The organism is Paraburkholderia phymatum (genome assembly GCF_040965635.1).
In the GTDB taxonomy this organism is placed as follows: Bacteria; Pseudomonadota; Gammaproteobacteria; order Burkholderiales; family Burkholderiaceae; genus Paraburkholderia; species Paraburkholderia phymatum_B.
Window position 1 is genome coordinate 20742 of sequence record NZ_JBFRCH010000018.1, and the last position, 17699, is coordinate 38440.

Annotated in this window: 16 protein-coding genes; 5 read left to right on the forward strand and 11 right to left on the reverse strand. The window is 62.2% G+C overall.

What is annotated here, in order from left to right; genetic code table 11:
* Window positions 1-14: 14 nt before the first annotated feature.
* The 6 genes from AB4Y32_RS25585 to AB4Y32_RS25610 are packed head-to-tail and all read right to left on the reverse strand — an operon-like array spanning window position 15 to window position 5641.
* Window positions 15-1205: an acyl-CoA dehydrogenase family protein gene (locus AB4Y32_RS25585; RefSeq protein WP_368724027.1), complete on the reverse strand. Its 1191-nt coding sequence runs from the start codon at window positions 1203-1205 to the stop codon at window positions 15-17.
* Window positions 1206-1218: 13 nt separating this feature from the next.
* Window positions 1219-2097 carry a nitrilase-related carbon-nitrogen hydrolase gene (locus AB4Y32_RS25590; RefSeq protein WP_368724028.1) on the reverse strand — a complete coding sequence of 293 codons (879 nt, stop codon included), beginning with the start codon at window positions 2095-2097 and terminating at the stop codon, window positions 1219-1221.
* 36 nt (window positions 2098-2133) lie between these two features.
* Window positions 2134-3030: a glycine betaine ABC transporter substrate-binding protein gene (locus AB4Y32_RS25595; protein WP_368724029.1), complete on the reverse strand. Its 897-nt coding sequence runs from the start codon at window positions 3028-3030 to the stop codon at window positions 2134-2136.
* 36 nt (window positions 3031-3066) lie between these two features.
* A complete protein-coding gene (locus AB4Y32_RS25600; RefSeq protein WP_368724030.1) occupies window positions 3067-3798 on the reverse strand; it encodes an ABC transporter permease in 732 nt (243 codons plus the stop codon).
* The gene (locus AB4Y32_RS25605) at window positions 3795-4913 is read right to left on the reverse strand and encodes an ABC transporter ATP-binding protein (protein ID WP_368724031.1); all 1119 of its coding nucleotides are present in this window, start codon (window positions 4911-4913) and stop codon (window positions 3795-3797) included. The genes AB4Y32_RS25600 and AB4Y32_RS25605 overlap by 4 nt, the downstream gene beginning before the upstream one ends.
* A 2-nt stretch (window positions 4914-4915) precedes the next feature.
* Entirely contained in the window at window positions 4916-5641 is a 726-nt protein-coding gene (locus AB4Y32_RS25610; protein ID WP_368724032.1) for an ABC transporter permease, read from the reverse strand.
* A gap of 522 nt (window positions 5642-6163) precedes the next feature.
* On the opposite strand from AB4Y32_RS25610, the gene AB4Y32_RS25615 reads away from it, so the two are divergent.
* Window positions 6164-6595 carry a CBS domain-containing protein gene (locus AB4Y32_RS25615; RefSeq protein ID WP_368724033.1) on the forward strand — a complete coding sequence of 144 codons (432 nt, stop codon included), beginning with the start codon at window positions 6164-6166 and terminating at the stop codon, window positions 6593-6595.
* A gap of 111 nt (window positions 6596-6706) precedes the next feature.
* Here AB4Y32_RS25615 and ald read toward each other — a convergent pair whose 3' ends face one another.
* The 3 genes from ald to phnA are packed head-to-tail and all read right to left on the reverse strand — an operon-like array spanning window position 6707 to window position 10595.
* Window positions 6707-7825, reverse strand: coding sequence for an alanine dehydrogenase (ald, locus tag AB4Y32_RS25620; protein WP_368724034.1), 1119 nt, complete (start codon window positions 7823-7825; stop codon window positions 6707-6709).
* A 57-nt stretch (window positions 7826-7882) separates the two neighbouring features.
* Window positions 7883-9340, reverse strand: coding sequence for a phosphonoacetaldehyde dehydrogenase (gene phnY / locus AB4Y32_RS25625; RefSeq protein ID WP_368724035.1), 1458 nt, complete (start codon window positions 9338-9340; stop codon window positions 7883-7885).
* A gap of 13 nt (window positions 9341-9353) precedes the next feature.
* A complete protein-coding gene (gene phnA, locus AB4Y32_RS25630) occupies window positions 9354-10595 on the reverse strand; it encodes a phosphonoacetate hydrolase (protein WP_368724036.1) in 1242 nt (413 codons plus the stop codon).
* 248 nt (window positions 10596-10843) lie between these two features.
* On the opposite strand from phnA, the gene AB4Y32_RS25635 reads away from it, so the two are divergent.
* From AB4Y32_RS25635 to AB4Y32_RS25650, 4 genes are all read left to right on the forward strand, one after another.
* Window positions 10844-11899 carry a putative 2-aminoethylphosphonate ABC transporter substrate-binding protein gene (locus tag AB4Y32_RS25635; RefSeq protein ID WP_368724037.1) on the forward strand — a complete coding sequence of 352 codons (1056 nt, stop codon included), beginning with the start codon at window positions 10844-10846 and terminating at the stop codon, window positions 11897-11899.
* Between the two features lie 112 nt (window positions 11900-12011).
* Window positions 12012-13103, forward strand: a complete 1092-nt coding sequence (locus AB4Y32_RS25640; protein WP_368724038.1) for a putative 2-aminoethylphosphonate ABC transporter ATP-binding protein — start codon at window positions 12012-12014, stop codon at window positions 13101-13103.
* The gene (locus AB4Y32_RS25645) at window positions 13100-14830 is read left to right on the forward strand and encodes a putative 2-aminoethylphosphonate ABC transporter permease subunit (RefSeq protein ID WP_368724039.1); all 1731 of its coding nucleotides are present in this window, start codon (window positions 13100-13102) and stop codon (window positions 14828-14830) included. Before AB4Y32_RS25640 ends, AB4Y32_RS25645 begins: the two co-directional genes overlap by 4 nt.
* A gap of 34 nt (window positions 14831-14864) precedes the next feature.
* Window positions 14865-15995 carry a 2-aminoethylphosphonate--pyruvate transaminase gene (locus AB4Y32_RS25650; RefSeq protein WP_368724040.1) on the forward strand — a complete coding sequence of 377 codons (1131 nt, stop codon included), beginning with the start codon at window positions 14865-14867 and terminating at the stop codon, window positions 15993-15995.
* Between the two features lie 133 nt (window positions 15996-16128).
* Here the strand turns inward: AB4Y32_RS25650 and AB4Y32_RS25655 are convergent, their stop codons facing one another.
* On the reverse strand, window positions 16129-16854 hold the full coding sequence (locus AB4Y32_RS25655; RefSeq protein WP_368724041.1) for a phosphonate utilization associated transcriptional regulator: 726 nt from the start codon (window positions 16852-16854) through the stop codon (window positions 16129-16131).
* 204 nt (window positions 16855-17058) lie between these two features.
* Window positions 17059-17697 carry a peroxiredoxin gene (locus tag AB4Y32_RS25660; RefSeq protein ID WP_368724042.1) on the reverse strand — a complete coding sequence of 213 codons (639 nt, stop codon included), beginning with the start codon at window positions 17695-17697 and terminating at the stop codon, window positions 17059-17061.
* Window positions 17698-17699 lie beyond the last annotated feature (2 nt).

Genomic DNA, 17699 nt, shown 5'->3' on the forward strand with positions numbered 1-17699 from the left:
GAAATGGAATACGGTCAAAGGTTGATCTTGAGTTCCGGAAGATCGCGTGAGGCGATCAGGTACTTCACCATTTCCGATGTGCCGCCGACGATCGTCAGCGCACGCGCGTCGCGATAGAGCTGCTCGGTGCGGCCGTATTCTTTGGTCAGGCCGTCGCCGCCAAGAATCTGCACCGCTTCGTTCACGCAGAAATTCGCGGTCTCGGTCGCGACGAGCTTGGCCATTGCCGCTTCCTTCATCAGCGCCTTGCCGTCCGCGCCCGCGTCGTACATCTTCGTTGCGCGATAGGTGATGAGTTCGGCTGCGTCGATGCGCCAGCTCATCTGCGCGATCTTGTCCCAGATGAGCTGCTTGCAGCCGAGGAACTGGCCGAACGTCCTGCGGCTTTGCGCATGCTGGCGCGCAATTTCGAACGCGCTGCGCGCGACGCCGAGACCGGAGCCGCCGAGAATCGCGCGCTCGAAGTTGAACATGCCGCGCATGATCGCAAAGCCGTCGCCTTCGTCGCCAAGCAGATGATCGGCGCTGACGCGGCAATCATCGAACTTCACTTCGCCGACGATGCAGCCGCGTCGTCCCATGAACGAGTAGTTACGCGGAAAGCTGATGCCGGGCACGTCTTTCGGCACGGCGACGGCGGTAACGCGCGGCTTCGCGCCGTCATCGCGCGGCGTGACGCCGTACACGATATACACGTCCGCGACCGATGCGTTCGAGATGTAGCGCTTGAACCCATTGATCACCCATTCGTTGGTGCGCGCATCAAATTCGACGCGTGTTTGCATGTCCGCCGAATCGCTGCCTGTGCCGGGCTCCGTCACGCAGATCGCGCCGATTGCACGGCCATCGAGGATCGGTTCGAGGTACGCGTCGCGCAGTCGGGCGCTCGCATGGCGATGCAATGGATACGCGCAGCTCAGCGCCGTCGCAATCGTTGTTTCGAAGGCGTAGTTGATCGTCGAGGCTTCTTCGGAAAGGATCGTCGCGTGCGTAAGGCCCGGCTTCTTCAGCGAGCCTCGATAGAGATCCGCGAACATCAGCCGCAAGTAGCCCGCTTCGCCCAGTGCGCGCACGACATGTTTGACGGCATTCCAGTCCTGGCGGTCTTCGATATCGGCGGCGCGCGGCGCAAGCTCGCGTTGCAGGAAGGCGCGCACTTCGCTGCGAAACGCGCGGTCTTCTTCGGTGAGGAGAAAGTCTTGCATGGCTGACGACGCTTCAGTTCGTGGCAGGTTGACGTGTGGCGCGAATGCCGCGCTCGGCGAATACGCGCGAGTCGCGTACGGTCGGCAGCAGAAAGCGTGCCTCGCGTAGCGACGCAAAGTCGAGCTCGCCGACAACCAGTTCCTCTTCGGTGGTGGAGCCCGTCGCGACAGTGTTGCCGAACGGATCGAGAATGCGTGAGCCGCCCCAGAAGCCGAGCATGCCTTCCGTGCCGATGCGATTTGCCATCACGACGGCGACGCCGTAGGTCACCGCGTAAAAGCGCAGGTTCAGTTCCCACGACGACGGATTGTCGAACCCGCCGCCCACGGCCTCGCGTGCCGAACTGATCGGTGCCGCGAGCAGCGTGACGCCGTCGCACATCAGGTCGTGCACGAGGCCGGGGTTCCACAGGTCGTTGCAGATCGGCGTGGCGACGCGCCAGCGGCTGTCGATATCGAATGCGCCGAGCTGCGCGCCCGGCGCGTAATAGAGGCCGTCGCGCAGCTTGCCGTATGTCGCGAGTTGCACCTTGCGATGCACATGCACGATCCTTCCGTGCGTCACGGTTGCCTGGCTGTTGTAGAACTGGCCGCCGGGCGCTTCTTCGATAAAGCCGAACGACGTATGCAGATCGACGCTCGCTTCGGCAAGCGCGGCGAGGGCGGGGTGATCGAGCCGCATCGCGAGCCGCAATGCGTCTTTTCCGGCGCTATGGCCGCATAGCGACAGCTCGGGGAAAAGCAGCATCGAGACGCCGCGCTTGCGCGCATCGTCGATCATGCGCAGATGCTTCGAGAGATTCGCATCGAGATCGCCGTATGAACTGTCGATCTGCGCGGCGGCAACGGTCAGCGTGCCGTCGCGCGCCGTATCGAAAGAAGGGGAAGGCATGTTGTTGTCTCTTCAGGGTTGCGTGTTCGCGATGCGTTAGAGCAGACCCGCTTCCTTCAGGAAGTCATGCGAGACCTCGCTGAACGACTTTTTTTGCACGTCGACGGAAGCGTTGAGGCGCGCCATGGTCGGAGCGTCGAGCTTCGCCGAGAGCGCGTTCAGGATCGGGCCGAGCTTCGGGTTGGCATCGAGCGTCGCCTTGCGGATCACGGGCGTCAGCGCATACGACGGGAAAAAGCCCTTGTCGTCCTTGAGAATCACGAAGTTGAACGCGGGCACGCGGCCGTCGGTGGCGAACACGAGCGCGATGTCCACTTGACGGTCCTTGAGCGCCTGATACGTGAGGCCCGAATCCATCCGCTTGATTTCGTCCTGCGAGAAATCGAAGCCATAGAGCTTTTGCAGCGGACGCAGACCGTCCGGGCGCGCATAGAACTCCGAGTTGCACGCGAAGGTGAGCGTCTTGCCCGCCTTGATCGCTTTCGCGAGATCGCTGAGTGTCGCAATGCCGAGCTTCTTCGCTTCGTCCTGATTCATCGCGAACGAGTAGGTGTTATTCGCGCGCGACGGATCGAGCCACACGAGACCCTTCGCGGCATCGAGTTCTTTCACCTTCTTGTAGGTATCTTCCGGCGAAAGACGGTCGTTGATCTTGTTGTATGTGATGAGCGACGTGCCCGTGTATTCCCAGTACACGTCGACCTGCCCGTTTTCCTGTGCCTGACGCAGCACGGCGCTGCCCATGCCGTCCTTTTTCGTGACGTTGAAGCCCTTGGCCTGCAAAAGCTCGGTCGTCATTTCGGCGAGCAGTTGTTGTTCGGTGAAGTTCTTGCCTCCTACGACGACATTCGCCGCCGCGCACGTGATGGCCCAGGAGGAGGCAAAAGAAAGGGCGACGAGCGCGCAGACTCGCTTGAAAAAGGCAGTCTTCATGATGTCCTCGAAGAAACGCGTTAGCGTGTGGTTGAACTACCGTTGCGGATTGACGCCGCGCGACACGAGATGCGCCTGCATCTGGCCGACGAGCAAGTCAGTGAGAATTGCGAGCAGCGCAGTGGGAATCGCGCCCGCCAATAGCATCGAAAAGTCGTTCATGTCGATGCCGGTAAAGATCAGTTCGCCAAGCCCGCCGCCGCCGACGAGAAAGGCGAGCGGCGCGGTGCCGACCGTGATCGCGAGCGCCGTGCGGATGCCCGCGAAGATCACGTACAGCGCGTTCGGCAATTCGACGCGCAGCAGAATCTGCGTGGGCGTCATGCCCATGCCCGTCGCTGCTTCGATCAGCGCGGGCGGCACGGCGCGCAAGCCTTCGAGCGTGTTCAGCACGATCGGCAGCAAGGTCGCCACCCAGAGCCCGAAGATCGACGGCCAGCGGCCGATGCCGAGCACGCTCATCGCGAGCGCGAGCAACGCGAGCTTCGGCACCGCCTGGCCCACGTTGATCGTCTGCAGGACGGCTTGTGCGACGCGCGCCTGCTTGCCCGACGCGCGGCTCAGATAGATGCCGAGCGGCACGGCGACGACAATCGCGAGTCCTCCTGCAATCGCGACCATCGTCATTTGCTGAATCGACTGGTAGACGATGTCGCTGCGATACTGTCCGATCGAGGCGAGCAGGTTGTCAGCGTGCGCGAGCGCGGGTGCGGTGCCTGCCGCGAGCGCGACGCAGCGTGAAAAGAGCGCTTTCTTGCAGGTGTTCATGCACGTGTCTCCGAGGGCAGCCGCAGCATGTCGACGATATGCGCCTGATTGACATAGCCGACAAAGCGGCCGTCGTCGTCGACGGTGGGCAGCCATGACTGGCCGAGCGCGAACATCGACGAAATCACGCTGCGCAGATCGTCGCTCTGACGCGCGAAGCCCTGCACGGGATTCGCATGCGCCGCCAACAGCTTGCCGTCGATCGTGCGCAGCTCGGCGGCGCTCAGATAGCCTTGCGGCTTGTCGGCGGCATCGAGCAATATGATCTGATCGATGCCGTGCTGTTCGAGCAACGCACGCGCGCGATCGCTGCTTTCGCCCACGCGTGCCGCGCACTCGCACGCCGACAGCGCATCCCTCGCACGCACGAGACGCAGACGCTTCAACGCGCGATCCGCGCCGACGAAGCCTGCAATGAACTGGCTCGCGGGCCGCGCGAGGATGGTGTCCGGCGTATCGAACTGTTCGAGCCTGCCACTGCTGAAGATCGCGATGCGGTCGGCCATCTTCACCGCTTCGTCGATGTCGTGACTCACGAACATGATCGTTTTCTTCACCTGTTGCTGGATGCGCAGAAACTCGTCCTGGATCAGCTCACGATTGATAGGGTCGATCGCACCGAACGGTTCGTCCATCAGCATCACGGGCGGGTCGATTGCCAGCGCGCGCGCCACGCCGACGCGCTGCTGCTGCCCGCCCGACAGGTCCTTCGGATAGCGCGACAGGTAGATCGACGGGTCGAGCGCGACGATCTCCAGCAGCTCGGCGGCGCGGCGCTTTGCCTTCGCCTTGTCCCAGCCGAGCAGACGCGGCACGACGCCGATGTTCTCCTCGACCGTCATGTTCGGAAAGAGACCGATCTGCTGGATCACATAGCCGATCTGGCGGCGCAGTTCGACGACATCGAACTCGTCGGTATCGCGGCCGTCGATAAAGATCTTGCCCGAGGTCGGTTGGATCAGGCGGTTGATCATCTTCAGCGTGGTCGTCTTGCCGCAGCCGGAAGGGCCGAGCAGCACGCAGATTTCGCCCGCGCCGACTTCCATGTCGATGCCGTCGACCACCGGGGCGCTTGCGCCTTCATAGCGCTTCGTGATGTTGGAGAGCTTGATCATGGTTATTGCGCGTGACGAGGAGATTTACGGAGGAAAGCCCATGCGCCGAGACGCAGCGCGAGCGCGGCAGTGCGCGACGGGCCGCGCAGGCCTTTCGGCGTCAGCAGGCGCTGCACCCAGGCGAGGCCGTAGTCGGCGGCGATGGCGAGCACGCTGACGAGAATCGCGCCGGCAATCAACTGGCGCGGGTCCGATTGCGAAATGCCGCGGCTGATCAGCTTGCCGAGGCCACCCGCGCCGATGTACGCGGCGACGGCTGCAATGCCGACGTTGATCACGACGGCCATCCGCACGCCCGCCATGATGATGGGCAGCGCGATCGGAATCTCGACTTTCCACAGACGCTCACGCGTCGTCATGCCGATGCCGCGTGCCGCTTCGCGCAAAGCAGGATCGATGTTCGTGATCGCCGTGTACGTGTTGCGCACGATGGGCAGTTGCGAATACAGGAAGAGCGCGATGACTGTCGGCAGGAAGCCGATGCCCTGGCCGATCACGGAAAGAATCGGGATCATCACGCCGAACAGCGCGACGGATGGAATCGTCATCACGATGGCGGCCGTGTACAGCACGATCTTCGCGGCGCGCGGACTGGCCGTGATCGCGATGCCGAGCGGCACGCCAGTCAGGATCGCGAAACCGACACCGACGCCGACGATCTCGATGTGTTCGACGGTGAGCCGGACGATCGACGCGAAGTTGTCGACGATAAAAGCAAGCGTTTCCACGTTCTCTCCTGTGTCGGCCGGAGTTAGTGCTTTAGCACTTACTCCGGCCCCATGCAGAGCGGTCGGCCGGAGTTAGTGCAGAGCACTTACTCCGGTCCCATGCAAGGCGGCGTATTCATCCGCTTCTTGTTCTGTTTGCGTTGAGCAAAAGATAGCCGGACAAAATCGACAGGTTCTCATCTGTAGTCGACCTTGTTTGTCACAAATGCGACATCGCGATTTTGCTGCGGTGCAATTCCCTTATAGGGAAAGGAGAGCAGCCCAGATGATTACGGGTTATCCCTTGCTTGAAAGCGACAGGGGGTTGAACGTTTGCATTTGCGCGGGAAACGTCTCGCGTTGGCATCCGGGGATTGCCGACGGGCGTGTCGGTTTCTTTTCTCTCAGGCGTTCTTTCAATTCCAAAGCAAACAAAACCCTATAATTCGGTTCTTTAAATCGCACGCCTGCCCGCCGCGCTTATTCGGCAAGTATCCGAAGGCAATGACGATGAGGCGGGCGGCGAACGGGGTAGAACATCAAATGAAAATCGCAGAGATCATGACCCGTCGCGTCGTGACGGTTGGTTTTGACGACACATTGGCCACCGTAAAAGAGATCTTCGACTCAGTCGCTTTTCACCATTTGCTGGTGGTGGAAGACGGTCAACTGCAAGGCGTCGTGTCGGATCGGGACTTGTTGCGCGCGATGAGCCCGTTCATAGATAGCGTCGTCGAGTCGCCGCGAGACATCGCGACGCTCAACAAGCGGGTGCATCAGATCATGAGCCGCAAGCCCGCCGCGCTCATGCCCGATGCGGAGGTTTCAGCGGCAATCAGCCTGTTTCTCGACAAGCGGATCTCGTGCATTCCAATTGTCGATGGCGAATTCAGGCCGGTCGGGATTGTCAGCTGGCGGGATATTTTCAAGGCCTGGCCAGCGGCAGATACGATCCAAACGGGCGACGCGGAATGAAGCCACGGCCGACGGGCGGTCGATGCCCACAGTCGGCGCATGTAGATGCCTGTTCAAGCGTTCCGGGCCAGCGGCCGAAGCATCCGTCCGCCGACCCGGTCCACACCATCGTTATCCTGCGGCGACGGCCCCTGCGTCTTCGCATGCGTAGCTCAATGCCTTCGCAACCTCCGGACACGTCACCTTGCCGAAGGCCACGTTGAGGCCGCGGCGCAAATGCTCGTCGTCGGTGAGCGCCTTACGCCAGCCCTTGTCCGCGATCTGGAGGACAAAGGGCAGCGTCGCGTTGTTCAGCGCGTAGGTGGACGTGCGCGGCACGCCGCCGGGCATATTGGCGACGCAGTAGTGAACCACTTCGCCGACCTTGTACGTCGGCTCCGCGTGGGTCGTAGGCTTTGCTGTCTCGCAGCATCCGCCCTGGTCGATCGCGACGTCGACGATCGCCGAGCCCGGACGCATCGCTTCGACCATCTTGCGCGTCACGAGCCTGGGCGCGGCCGCGCCGGGAACCAGTACGCCGCCGATCACGAGATCGGCGTCGAGCACATGATGTTCGATGTTGTCCCGGTTCGAATACACGGTGACCACGCGCGCACCGAGCAGCCGGTCCATGCGGCGCAACGCGTCGACGTTCCGGTCGATGACGACGACCTGCGCGCCCGTGCCGACGGCGATCTGCGCGGCGTTGGAGCCGACCACGCCGCCGCCGAGGATCACGATCTTCGCGGACGGAACGCCCGCCACGCCGCCGAGCAGAATGCCTTTGCCGCCGTGCGCGCGCTCCAGGCAAAAGGCGCCCGCCTGAATCGACATGCGTCCCGCGACCTCGGACATCGGTGCGAGCAGCGGCAGCCCGCCGCCCGGCTGCGTGACGGTTTCGTAGGCGATGCAGACGGCGTTGCTCGCCACCAGATCGGCGCATTGCTGCGGATCGGGCGCGAGGTGCAGGTAGGTGAAGAGAATCTGCCCTTCGCGCAGCATCGCCCGCTCGCGCGCTTGTGGCTCCTTCACCTTGACGATCATGTCGGCTGCGGAAAATATCGCCGCGGCGCTTGGCGCCACTTGCGCGCCCGCTGCACGGTAGGCGTCGTCGGATGCGCCGATGCCCGCGCCCGCGCCCGTTTCGACGCTCACCGTGTGCCCGTGCGCGACGATCTCGCGCACGGATGACGGCGTGAGGCCGACGCGATATTCGTGGTTCTTTATTTCCTTCGGAACGCCTATGTGCATATTGCCTCCTATGTGGAACTTCACGCCGGCCGCAAAGCCATCTCATTCGTCAGATGTTCACCACGGCAGCGAATAGGTCTTGGTATTGGTGAAGCTCTTCATCGCCTCCTGCACGCCTTCCTTATAGCCTAATCCCGAATCCTTCACACCGCCGAACGGCGTGAGTTCGAGCCGGTATCCGGGCACCTCGCGCACGTTGACGCTGCCGACTTCCAGCTCCGAAATAAAGCGCGTGATGTAGTCGAAGCGGTTCGTGCACACGGAAGACGATAGCGCATAGTCGGTGCTGTTCGACATGTGGATCGCTTCGTCAATTGTGCGGAAACGCATGATCGGCGATACGGGACCGAACGTTTCATATTTGACGAGCGGCATATCCGGCGTGATACGGTCGACGACCGTCGGCGAATAGAGCGCGCCGTCGCGCTGATTGCCGGCGAGCAGGCGCGCGCCGCGTGCGATCGCATCGTCGACCTGGCGCTCGCAGAAGCGCGCAGCGGCTTCGTCGATCACGGTGCCCATATCGACGGATGTGTCGGCGGGATTGCCGTATTTCCACGCGCGCGTCTTGTCGACGACGAGATCGGTGAAGCGGTCGGCGACGGCCTCGTGCACCAGCATCCGCTTGATGGCAGTGCAGCGTTGCCCCGAGTTCTTGTACGAGCCCGAGACGGCGAGCGTGCTGGCTTCGTCGAGATCGGCGTCTTCCATCACGATGATGGGATCGTTGCCGCCCAGTTCGAGCACCGCGCGCCGATAACCCATGCGCGACGCGATCGATTTGCCGATCGATACGCCGCCCGTGAACGTGATCAGATCGATCGCGCGGTTCGTGATGAGTTCATCGGCGATCACGGTCGGGTCTCCTGTGATCACTTGCAGCATCTGAACGGGCAAGCCGGCTTCATACAGGATGTCGGCGAACAGATAGCACGACAGCGGCACCTTCTCCGATGGCTTCACGACGATCCGGTTGTTCGTCGCGATGGACGGCACGATCTTGTGCGCGACCTGGTTCATCGGGTGATTGAACGGCGTGATGGCGGAGATCACGCCCAGCAGCGGATCGCGCTGTGTATAGACGCGGCGCTTCTTGCCGTGAGGCGTGAGATCGCACGAGAAGATCTGCCCGTCGTCCTTCAGCACCTCGCCTGCGCCGAACACGAGCACGTCCGCGACGCGGCCCGCTTCGTACGTCGAGTCCTTGATGCACAAGCCGGCTTCCGCCGTGATCAGCGCGGCGATTTCATGCGTGCGCGAGTGCACGGCATCGGCCGCGCGCCGCAGGATCGCCGAGCGCTCGTAGCGCGTGAGCGTCGGACGATACGCGCGCGCAACATCGAACGCGCGGCGCACGTCGTCGAGCGTCGCCTTCGGCACGGTGCCGACCAGCGTGCCGTCATACGGGTTGCGAACATCGATCACCTCGTCGCGATAGACCTTTTCGCCGTCGATGCGCAGCGCTTCGTGGCGAACCTGTGATTGTCCTTTCGTCGTGTCTGCAATGGCGTTCATGGGCGTGTCCTCGTCACTGAAGATGATTGAGCGCGATGTCGATGATGTCGAAGTTGCGCAGCCGTTCGCGTTGCGCAGCCGACTTTGCAACGGGCTTGCTGAAGATCAGCGGAACGGTCTGCTCGGCAAGGCCGCCGTGCGAACGCAGCGGCGCGTCGAGTCCCGAAAGATCGTGTTTGATGCGCCGCGTGCCGAGCACGACGTCGCGCTTCGAGATGACGATCAGATCGCCCATTCGCGCGGGCGGCAATTCGAAGCGCGCGCATCCTTCAGCGCCCGTTAAGACCAGTTCGATGCCGGACTCGGCGGCGAGCTTGCGGCGCAGCGCATCGACATCGGTGTCCGCGAGCGCGGGCAGATAGACGGTCGCGAACGACCCGAGCGCGCCGTGATGCGCGACGTACGGATCGGTAATCGGCAGGATCACGCGCGCCTTGTCCTCGCCGAGCCATTCGTCGAAGCGCTCCTGCAGATAGATCACATTAGGTTCGCCGTCTGCGTTGTGCTTCGCGTTCATGCCGTGGTCGGCCGTGATCGCGACGACGGCGCCCAGTTCGTCCAGCCGTTGCAGATAGCCGTCCATCATCTGATAGAACGCGTTCGCGCCGGGCGTGCCGGGCGCGCACTTGTGCTGCACGTAGTCGGTGGTCGACAGGTACATCAGGTCGATGTCGCGCGTCTCTAGCAGACGCACACCCGCCGCGAAGACGAACTCGGACAGGTCCGCGCTGTACACGCTCGGCACCGGCTTGCCGACCAGTTCGATCACATCGTCGATGCCGTTCTCGTGGAGCGTGGCCTCGTCCGCTTTCTCCGACGAGAAGCAGATGCCCTTCAAGCCTTTGCCGAGCAGGCGGCGCAGCTTGTCCTTGGCCGTGACGACGGCGACCTTCGCGCCCGCGTCGGCGAAGCGCGCAAGCACCGTGGGCGCGACGAGGTACTTCGGGTCGTTCATCAACACTTCCGTGCCGCTCTCGCGATCGAAGAAGTAGTTGCCGCTGATGCCGTGCACGGCGGGCGGCACGCCCGTCACGATCGACAGGTTGTTCGGGTTCGTGAAGCTCGGCACGACGCAGTCGCCCGTGAAGGCGGTCGCCGGCTTCAACAGCTTCTTGATGAAGGGCGCGACGCCCGCCGCAGCGGCCATCTCCAGATATTCGTACGCGCAACCGTCGACGCAGACCACGACGACGGGTCGGCGCATCCAGTTGTAGCGACGGCCGTTCACTTCGATGGATACAGGGGATTCACTCATGGGTTTCTCCTTTTGACCAGGGTAATCCGGGAATCGGGATGCGGCGTTGTGTGGCAAAGTGTGGCAATACTTGACATTAAAATTGACGTTTTGTAGATTGTCAACAACAGACAACAACAAAGCAGTCGACGAGGTTGCAGCATCGAGCCGCAGCAGAACCACTGCAGGACCGCCGCAGTGGAACCGCAAAAAGCAGCACTGGCCGTTTCCGTCGCTGGCCGCGACGCCATTTATCAAGGGGTCTGGAGATGAAGGAACAAGCGGGATTCAACGGTTGCAAGGGTCTTCTGAACGTGGCCGCGCGCTGTGTCGTGGCGGCGTCGCTGGCGTTCGGCGCGGTGCAGCTGGCGCACGCGAAGACGCAATTGCTCGTCTACACGGCGCTCGAAGACGAGGCGATGAAGCCGTACAAGGATGCGTTCGAGAAAGCGAATCCGGACATCGAGATTCGCTGGGTGCGCGACTCGACGGGCGCCGTCACGGCGAAGCTGCTCGCCGAAAAGAACAATCCGCGCGCCGACGTCGTGCTCGGCCTCGCCGCATCGAGCCTGACGCTGCTCGACCTGCAAGGCATGCTGATGCCGTATGCGCCGAAGGGCTTCGACAGCCTCACGCGCAAGTACAGCGACAGCAACAATCCGCCGCATTGGGTCGGCATGGACGTGTGGGGCGCAACCATCTGCTACAACCGCGTCGAAGCGGAGAAGCGCCACTTGCCGAAGCCGACTTCATGGGAAGACCTCGCGAAGCCCATCTACAAAGGGATGATCGTGATGCCGAGCCCGGTCTCGTCGGGCACGGGCTATCTGGACGTCACCTCGTGGCTGCAAACCTTCGGCGAGGAGAAGGGCTGGCAGTACATGGATGCGCTCGACAAGAACGTCGCGCAATACGTGCATTCGGGTTCGAAGCCTTGCACGCTGGCGGGCACGGGCGAATTCCCGATCGGCATTTCATTCGAGTTTCGCGGGCATGAGTTGCAGGCGCAGGGCGCGCCCATCGATCTGATCTTCCCGAAAGAAGGGCTTGGCTGGGACATGGAAGCAACGGGCGTGATGAAGACGACGAAGCACCCCGACGAAGCGAAGAAGCTCGCGGACTTCATGGCAAGCCGGCAGGCAAATGAAATCACCGCGCAATGGTGGGCGATCGTTGCCTATCCGGGCGTCGCGAAGAAGCTCTCCGGCATCCCCGACAACTATTCGCAATTGCTCGTGAAAAACGACTTCGTGTGGTCCGCGAAGAACCGCCAGGCGATTCTCGACGACTGGCAAAAGCGCTACGGCAGCAAGGAGCAGAAGTAGCACCGGGTCTCGCGTGAAGCGCGCGTGAATCGTGTGTGATTCGCGCGCTTCGACCGACGCAGCGGCGCGTGCCGCTGCGATGCAGGCAGAAGAAGCGAAGGCGGAGGAACAGATGACAGCCTATTTGAGCGTGCAGCAGGTTTCCAAGCGGTTCAACGATACGCCCGTTCTGACGGATATCGATCTCGGCGTGAAGAAGGGCGAGATGCTTTGTTTTCTGGGGCCGTCGGGATGCGGCAAGACGACGTTGCTGCGCATCATCGCGGGACTGGAGACGCAGAGCACCGGCCGCATCATGCAGGACGGCCGCGACATCTCGCGTCTGCCGCCGCAGCTTCGCGACTACGGCATCGTGTTCCAGTCGTACGCGTTGTTTCCGAATCTCACGATCTTCGACAACGTCGCCTACGGCCTCGTGAATCGCAAGATGAAGCGCGCAGCGATTGCCGAGCGGGTGAATGAACTGCTCGCGCTCGTCGGCTTGCCCGACGCGCATCGCAAGCATCCGAACCAGCTGTCGGGCGGCCAGCAGCAGCGCATCGCGCTCGCGCGTGCGCTTGCAACTTCACCGGGGCTGTTGCTGCTCGACGAGCCTCTATCCGCGCTCGATGCGCGCGTTCGCGTGCGGCTGCGCCAGGAAATTCGCCAGTTGCAGCAGCGCCTCGGCGTCACGACGATCATGGTCACGCACGATCAGGAAGAGGCGCTGTCGATGGCCGATCGCATCGTCGTGATGAATCATGGCGTGATCGAGCAGATCGGCACGCCGCATGAAATCTATCGCGAGCCCGCGTCGCCTTTCGTCGCGGATTTCATCGGCAAGGTCAACATGATTCCCGCCGAGGTGATGAACGACGGCACGCTGAAGGCGGGCGAGATCGGCTTGCGCTATGGATGCGGCACGGCACAGCCTGCGCCGGGTTCGAAGGTTTCCGCGTTCGTGCGCCCCGAGGACATTCACATCCTCATGCCCGACGGCGCGCCGGACAACCTGCTTGCCGCTCGCGTCGAAAAGCTCGAATTCCTCGGCGCATTCTGCCGTGTCAGCTTCAAGATCGACGGACTGGCCGGTCAGGAGATCGTCGCGGATCTTTCGTTTCATGAAATGCGCCGTACGGGTCTGCAAACGGGCGCGCGCTTCGATCTCGCCATCAACCGCGAAAACGTGTGCGTGTTCACGGCCGCGAAGGAGCGTCTGCAATGAGCGCCGTTCTGATCGAACGCCGCCGTGGCGGCGACGAAGCGCACGCCGAAGTGCGGCAAATCACGCATTGGCATGACCGGATCGGGCAGCTTGCGCTTCTGCTGATGTGCGCGCTGCTCGCCGTGTTCCTCCTGTTGCCGCTCGCGCTCGTGATCGGCAAATGCTTCGTCGATGCGGACGGGCGCTTCATCGGGCTTGCGAACTTGAGCGGCTATCTGGCGAACAGTGCCGTGTGGACGTCGGCGGCCCATTCGGTAGCCGTCGCCTGCACGGTCACATCGATCGTCATTCCGATGGCGTTCACCTTTGCCTATGCGCTCACGCGCTCGTGCATGCCGATGAAAAACGCAGTGCGCACGGTCGCGTTGCTGCCATTGCTTGCACCGACGTTGCTGTCCGCCGTGTCCTTCATCTACTGGTTCGGCAATTCTGGAATCCTGAAGCCGCTGCTGCACGGACACTCGATCTACGGTTTCGGGGGCATCGTATGCAGCCTCGTCTATGCAGCCTTTCCGCACGTGCTGATGATTCTCGTGACGGCGCTGTCGCTATCCGACGGACGCCTGTATGAAGCCGCCGACGCGATGGGCACGAGCCGTCTGCGCAAGTTCATGACGATCACGCTGCCGGGCGCGAAGTACGGCCTGATCAGCGCAACGATGGTGTCGTTCACGATCTGCATCAACGACTTCGGTGTTCCCGTCGTGATCGGCGGGCCGTACACGGTGCTGTCGACGGATATCTACAAGCTCATCATCGGCTTGCAGGATTTCAATCGCAGCGCGGTGGTCAGTTTGCTGTTGCTGTGTCCCGCGCTGGTTGCATTCGCCGTCGACTTCTTCATTCGCCGCAAGCAGCAGTCGCAGCTCGGCGCGCGCTCGACGCCGTTCCAGCCCAAGCAGTCACGCGGCTTCGACACGGCGATGCTCGCGTATTGCGCCGTCGTGTGCCTGTTGATGATGGCCGTGGTGGGCATTTCGGTGTTCGCATCGTTCGTCAAGTTCTGGCCGTATCAGATGAGCCTCGGCTTGCAGCACTACAAGATGGGCCTGATCGCGGCCGGCATTTTCGATGCGTACAAGAACAGCCTGAAGATGGCGGTATGCGTGGCGATCGGCGGCACGGCGATCGTGTTCGGTGGTGCGTATCTTGTGGAAAAGACGCGCGGTCCGCGCTGGCTGCGCGGCTTCATCAATCTCTGCGCGATCCTGCCGATGGGTGTGCCGGGGCTCGTGCTCGGCATCAGCTACATCTTTCTCTTCAATGCGCCCGCGAACCCGCTCAACGGCCTCTATGGGACGCTTGCGCTGCTCGCGATCGTGACGGTCGTGCACTACTACTCGTCGAGTCATCTGACGGCCGTGACCGCGTTGCGGCAAATCGACAACGAGTTCGAAGCCGTTTCGGCATCGCTGAAAGTGCCGTTCTACAAGACGTTCTGGCGCGTCACGGTGCCCGTGTGCCTGCCGTCGATCCTGCAGATCGCGCGCTATCTGTTCGTCAACGGCATGACCACGGTGTCGGCTGTCGCGTTTCTCTATTCGCCCGACACGCAGCCTGCATCCGTTGCGATCCTGAATCTCGACGACGCCGGACAGATCGGGCCCGCCGCCGCGATGGCGACGCTCGTGCTCGTGACGGCTTCGTTTGCATGTCTGCTGTTCGCCGGCGTCTCGCACGGCGTGTTGCGTAGAACTCAGGCATGGCGCACTTCGCGCCGTGGCTGAATCGTACTTTCACCGCGTCTATCAAGGAGCTCATGTGAACCTGTCCAGCCAACCGATTCTGCTCACCCCCGGTCCGCTCACGACATCCGACCGCACGCGCGAGGCGATGCTGCGCGACTGGGGATCGTGGGATAGCGACTTCAACGAAATCACCGCGCGCATTCGCCGCGAGACACTGCGCATCGTGCACGGCGAAGCGACGCACGAGTGCGTGCCGTTGCAGGGCAGCGGCACGTTTTCCGTCGAAGCGGCGATCGGCACAATCGTTCCGCGCGACGGGCATGTGCTGGTGCCGAACAACGGCGCCTATTGCCAGCGCATCGCGAAGATCTGCCGCGCGCTGGGGCGGCGTCATCAGACCATCGACTATCCGGAAGACACGCAGGTCAAGCCCGCCGACATCGACCGCGCGCTCGCCGCCGATCCGGGCATCACGCACGTTGCGCTGGTTCACTGCGAAACGGGCGCGGGCGTGCTCAATCCGCTGCACGAGATCGCGATGGTGGTCGCGAAGCACGGACGCAGTCTGATCGTCGATGCGATGAGTTCATTCGGCGCGATCGATATCGACGCGCGGCAGACGCCATTCGATGCCGTCGTCGCCGCGTCGGGCAAATGCCTGGAAGGCGTGCCCGGCATGGGCTTCGTCATCGTGAGGCGCAGCACGCTGGAGCGCTGCGAAGGCAATAGCCACTCGCTCGCAATGGACCTGTACGATCAATGGGTGTACATGAATCGCACGACGCAATGGCGCTTCACGCCGCCGACGCATGTCGTCGCCGCGCTCGATCAGGCCATCGCGCAGTACAACGAGGAGGGCGGTCTCGAAGCGCGGGGCGCGCGTTATGCAGGCAACTGCCGCGCGCTGATCGAAGGCATGGGCAAACTGGGCTTCCGGCCATTTCTCGATCAGTCGATCCAGGCGCCCATCATCGTCACATTCCATGCGCCCGATGATCCCGCTTACGACTTCAAGACGTTCTATCAGGAGGTGAAGAAGCGCGGATACATCCTCTATCCGGGCAAGCTGACGCAGATCGAAACGTTCCGCGTCGGATGTATCGGGCACTTCGGCAAAACGGGCATTCCCGGCGCGGTCGCCGCGATCGCCGATACGCTGAAGGCAATGGGCATCACGCAGGTGTCGCCGAAAGCGCTTGCGTGACGAACGCAGCGACGCTCGAAGATTTCGTGCGCATGATGGGCGCGAAATCTTCGAAGCGTTGATGTGGTTCGCTCTCGCGCCTTTCAGGTGAGCACTCGTGCGGCCAGTTCTATGGCCGCACGTAGCGGGGCCATCAAGACCCGGTAACGGATGCGCGATCCTGACTGGCCGTCTCGGCCCAGCGCTCATGCGCGCGCTGCATCCTTGCAACACCGTGCGCGACATGTTCGCGCACGAGCGCGACCGCGTGTTCTTCTTCGCCGCGAGCCAGCGCATTGACGATCTTCTCGTGTTCGGTGACGGATTCGCTGAGTGCGCTGTCATCCGATTCGATCGCCGCCTGCCGCAACAGGCCGAGTTGGCGCACGAGATGCCGATAGGTCGAGATCAGATGCTGATTGCCGACGCCCGCGACCATCGCATCGTGCAAATGGACGTTCAGTTCGGTATAGCGTGCGAGATCGCGCGTTTTCCTCGCGGCCTTCATCGCGGCGATGATGGCTTTCAGCGTGTCGAGCGTTTCGGGCGTCATGTGATTCGCGAGCCAGCGCGCGACGGACTCGTCGAGCATCGCGCGGACCTGGTAGATCTCTTGCGCTTCGCGCAGCGAAACCACCCGCACCGTCACGCCACGGTTCTTTTCCGTTTTGAGCAGGCCTGCCTGTTCGAGCGCACGAAAGGCTTCGCGCACGGGTCCCCGCGATACGTTCAGCCGCGTGGCGACTTCCACTTCATTGAGCTTTTCGCCGGGCGCAAGCTCGCCCGAAAGAATGCTGTGCTCGAGACTCTCTTGCACGAGCATCGCGAGCGAATGTCGTTGCAAGAGTTCGAAGGCGTCGGGCAGGCTAGAGCTGGTCATGGCAGTCGATGGACGCAAGGGCGACGAATGAACGTCAGACCTGTCAAACACTAACGTACGCGTTTGTTTATTGTCAACAATACCGAAAGCCGGATTTCACCGAGATCGCCTTGCAAGCCAACATCGTCGTGCGTGCAGTGGATGCGCCGTTGCGAGGAACTGCCTGACCGCCGACGCGCGTCGGCGGTGCAACGACTTCATACGTTATTTGTCAGGTTGCGGCGTATAGCGCAGATAAGCGCGCTCCGCACGATAGCCCTTCGGAAACTTCTTCGCGATGACATCCTCGTCCTGGAACGTGAGCGGAATGATGACGTCGTCTCCATTCTTCCAGTTGCCGGGCGTGGCGACCTGGTGAGCATCGCTCAGTTGCAGCGCGTCGATGACACGCAGAATTTCGTCGAAGTTCCGGCCGATGCTGAGCGGATAGGTAAGCGTCAGACGCAGCGTTTTCCGCGGATCGATGATGAAGACGGAGCGCACCGTCGCCGTTCCCGACTGATTGGGGTGGATCATGTCGTACAGCGCGGCAACTTTTTTGTCCTTGTCGGCGATGATGGGAAATCCGACCACGGTCTTTTGCGTATCCTCGATATCCTTCGTCCATGCCTTGTGCGATGCGACGTCATCCACCGAAAGGGCAATCGCCTTGACGTTGCGTTGCTCGAACTCCGGCTGCAATTTCCCCGTCAGCCCCAGTTCCGTCGTGCAGACGGGCGTGAAGTCGGCGGGATGGGAAAACAGCACGACCCATGCGTCGCCCGCCCACTCATGAAAACGGATGCGGCCAATCGATGTTTCCTGCTCGAAGTCGGGCACGGTATCGCCCAGATGAAGGCTCATTG

Bases quoted from the DNA above. Each gene is read 5' to 3' on its own strand.
- AB4Y32_RS25615 (WP_368724033.1), top strand. From the start codon at position 6,164: ATGAAAATCGCAGAGATCATGACCCGTCGCGTCGTGACGGTTGGTTTT.
- AB4Y32_RS25645 (WP_368724039.1), top strand. From the start codon at position 13,100: ATGAGCGCCGTTCTGATCGAACGCCGCCGTGGCGGCGACGAAGCGCAC.
- AB4Y32_RS25635 (WP_368724037.1), top strand. From the start codon at position 10,844: ATGAAGGAACAAGCGGGATTCAACGGTTGCAAGGGTCTTCTGAACGTG.
- phnA (WP_368724036.1), bottom strand. From the start codon at position 10,595: ATGAGTGAATCCCCTGTATCCATCGAAGTGAACGGCCGTCGCTACAAC.
- AB4Y32_RS25585 (WP_368724027.1), bottom strand. From the start codon at position 1,205: ATGCAAGACTTTCTCCTCACCGAAGAAGACCGCGCGTTTCGCAGCGAA.
- AB4Y32_RS25600 (WP_368724030.1), bottom strand. From the start codon at position 3,798: ATGAACACCTGCAAGAAAGCGCTCTTTTCACGCTGCGTCGCGCTCGCG.
- AB4Y32_RS25660 (WP_368724042.1), bottom strand. From the start codon at position 17,697: ATGAGCCTTCATCTGGGCGATACCGTGCCCGACTTCGAGCAGGAAACA.
- phnY (WP_368724035.1), bottom strand. From the start codon at position 9,340: ATGAACGCCATTGCAGACACGACGAAAGGACAATCACAGGTTCGCCAC.
- AB4Y32_RS25655 (WP_368724041.1), bottom strand. From the start codon at position 16,854: ATGACCAGCTCTAGCCTGCCCGACGCCTTCGAACTCTTGCAACGACAT.
- AB4Y32_RS25590 (WP_368724028.1), bottom strand. From the start codon at position 2,097: ATGCCTTCCCCTTCTTTCGATACGGCGCGCGACGGCACGCTGACCGTT.
- AB4Y32_RS25595 (WP_368724029.1), bottom strand. From the start codon at position 3,030: ATGAAGACTGCCTTTTTCAAGCGAGTCTGCGCGCTCGTCGCCCTTTCT.
- ald (WP_368724034.1), bottom strand. From the start codon at position 7,825: ATGCACATAGGCGTTCCGAAGGAAATAAAGAACCACGAATATCGCGTC.
- AB4Y32_RS25605 (WP_368724031.1), bottom strand. From the start codon at position 4,913: ATGATCAAGCTCTCCAACATCACGAAGCGCTATGAAGGCGCAAGCGCC.
- AB4Y32_RS25640 (WP_368724038.1), top strand. From the start codon at position 12,012: ATGACAGCCTATTTGAGCGTGCAGCAGGTTTCCAAGCGGTTCAACGAT.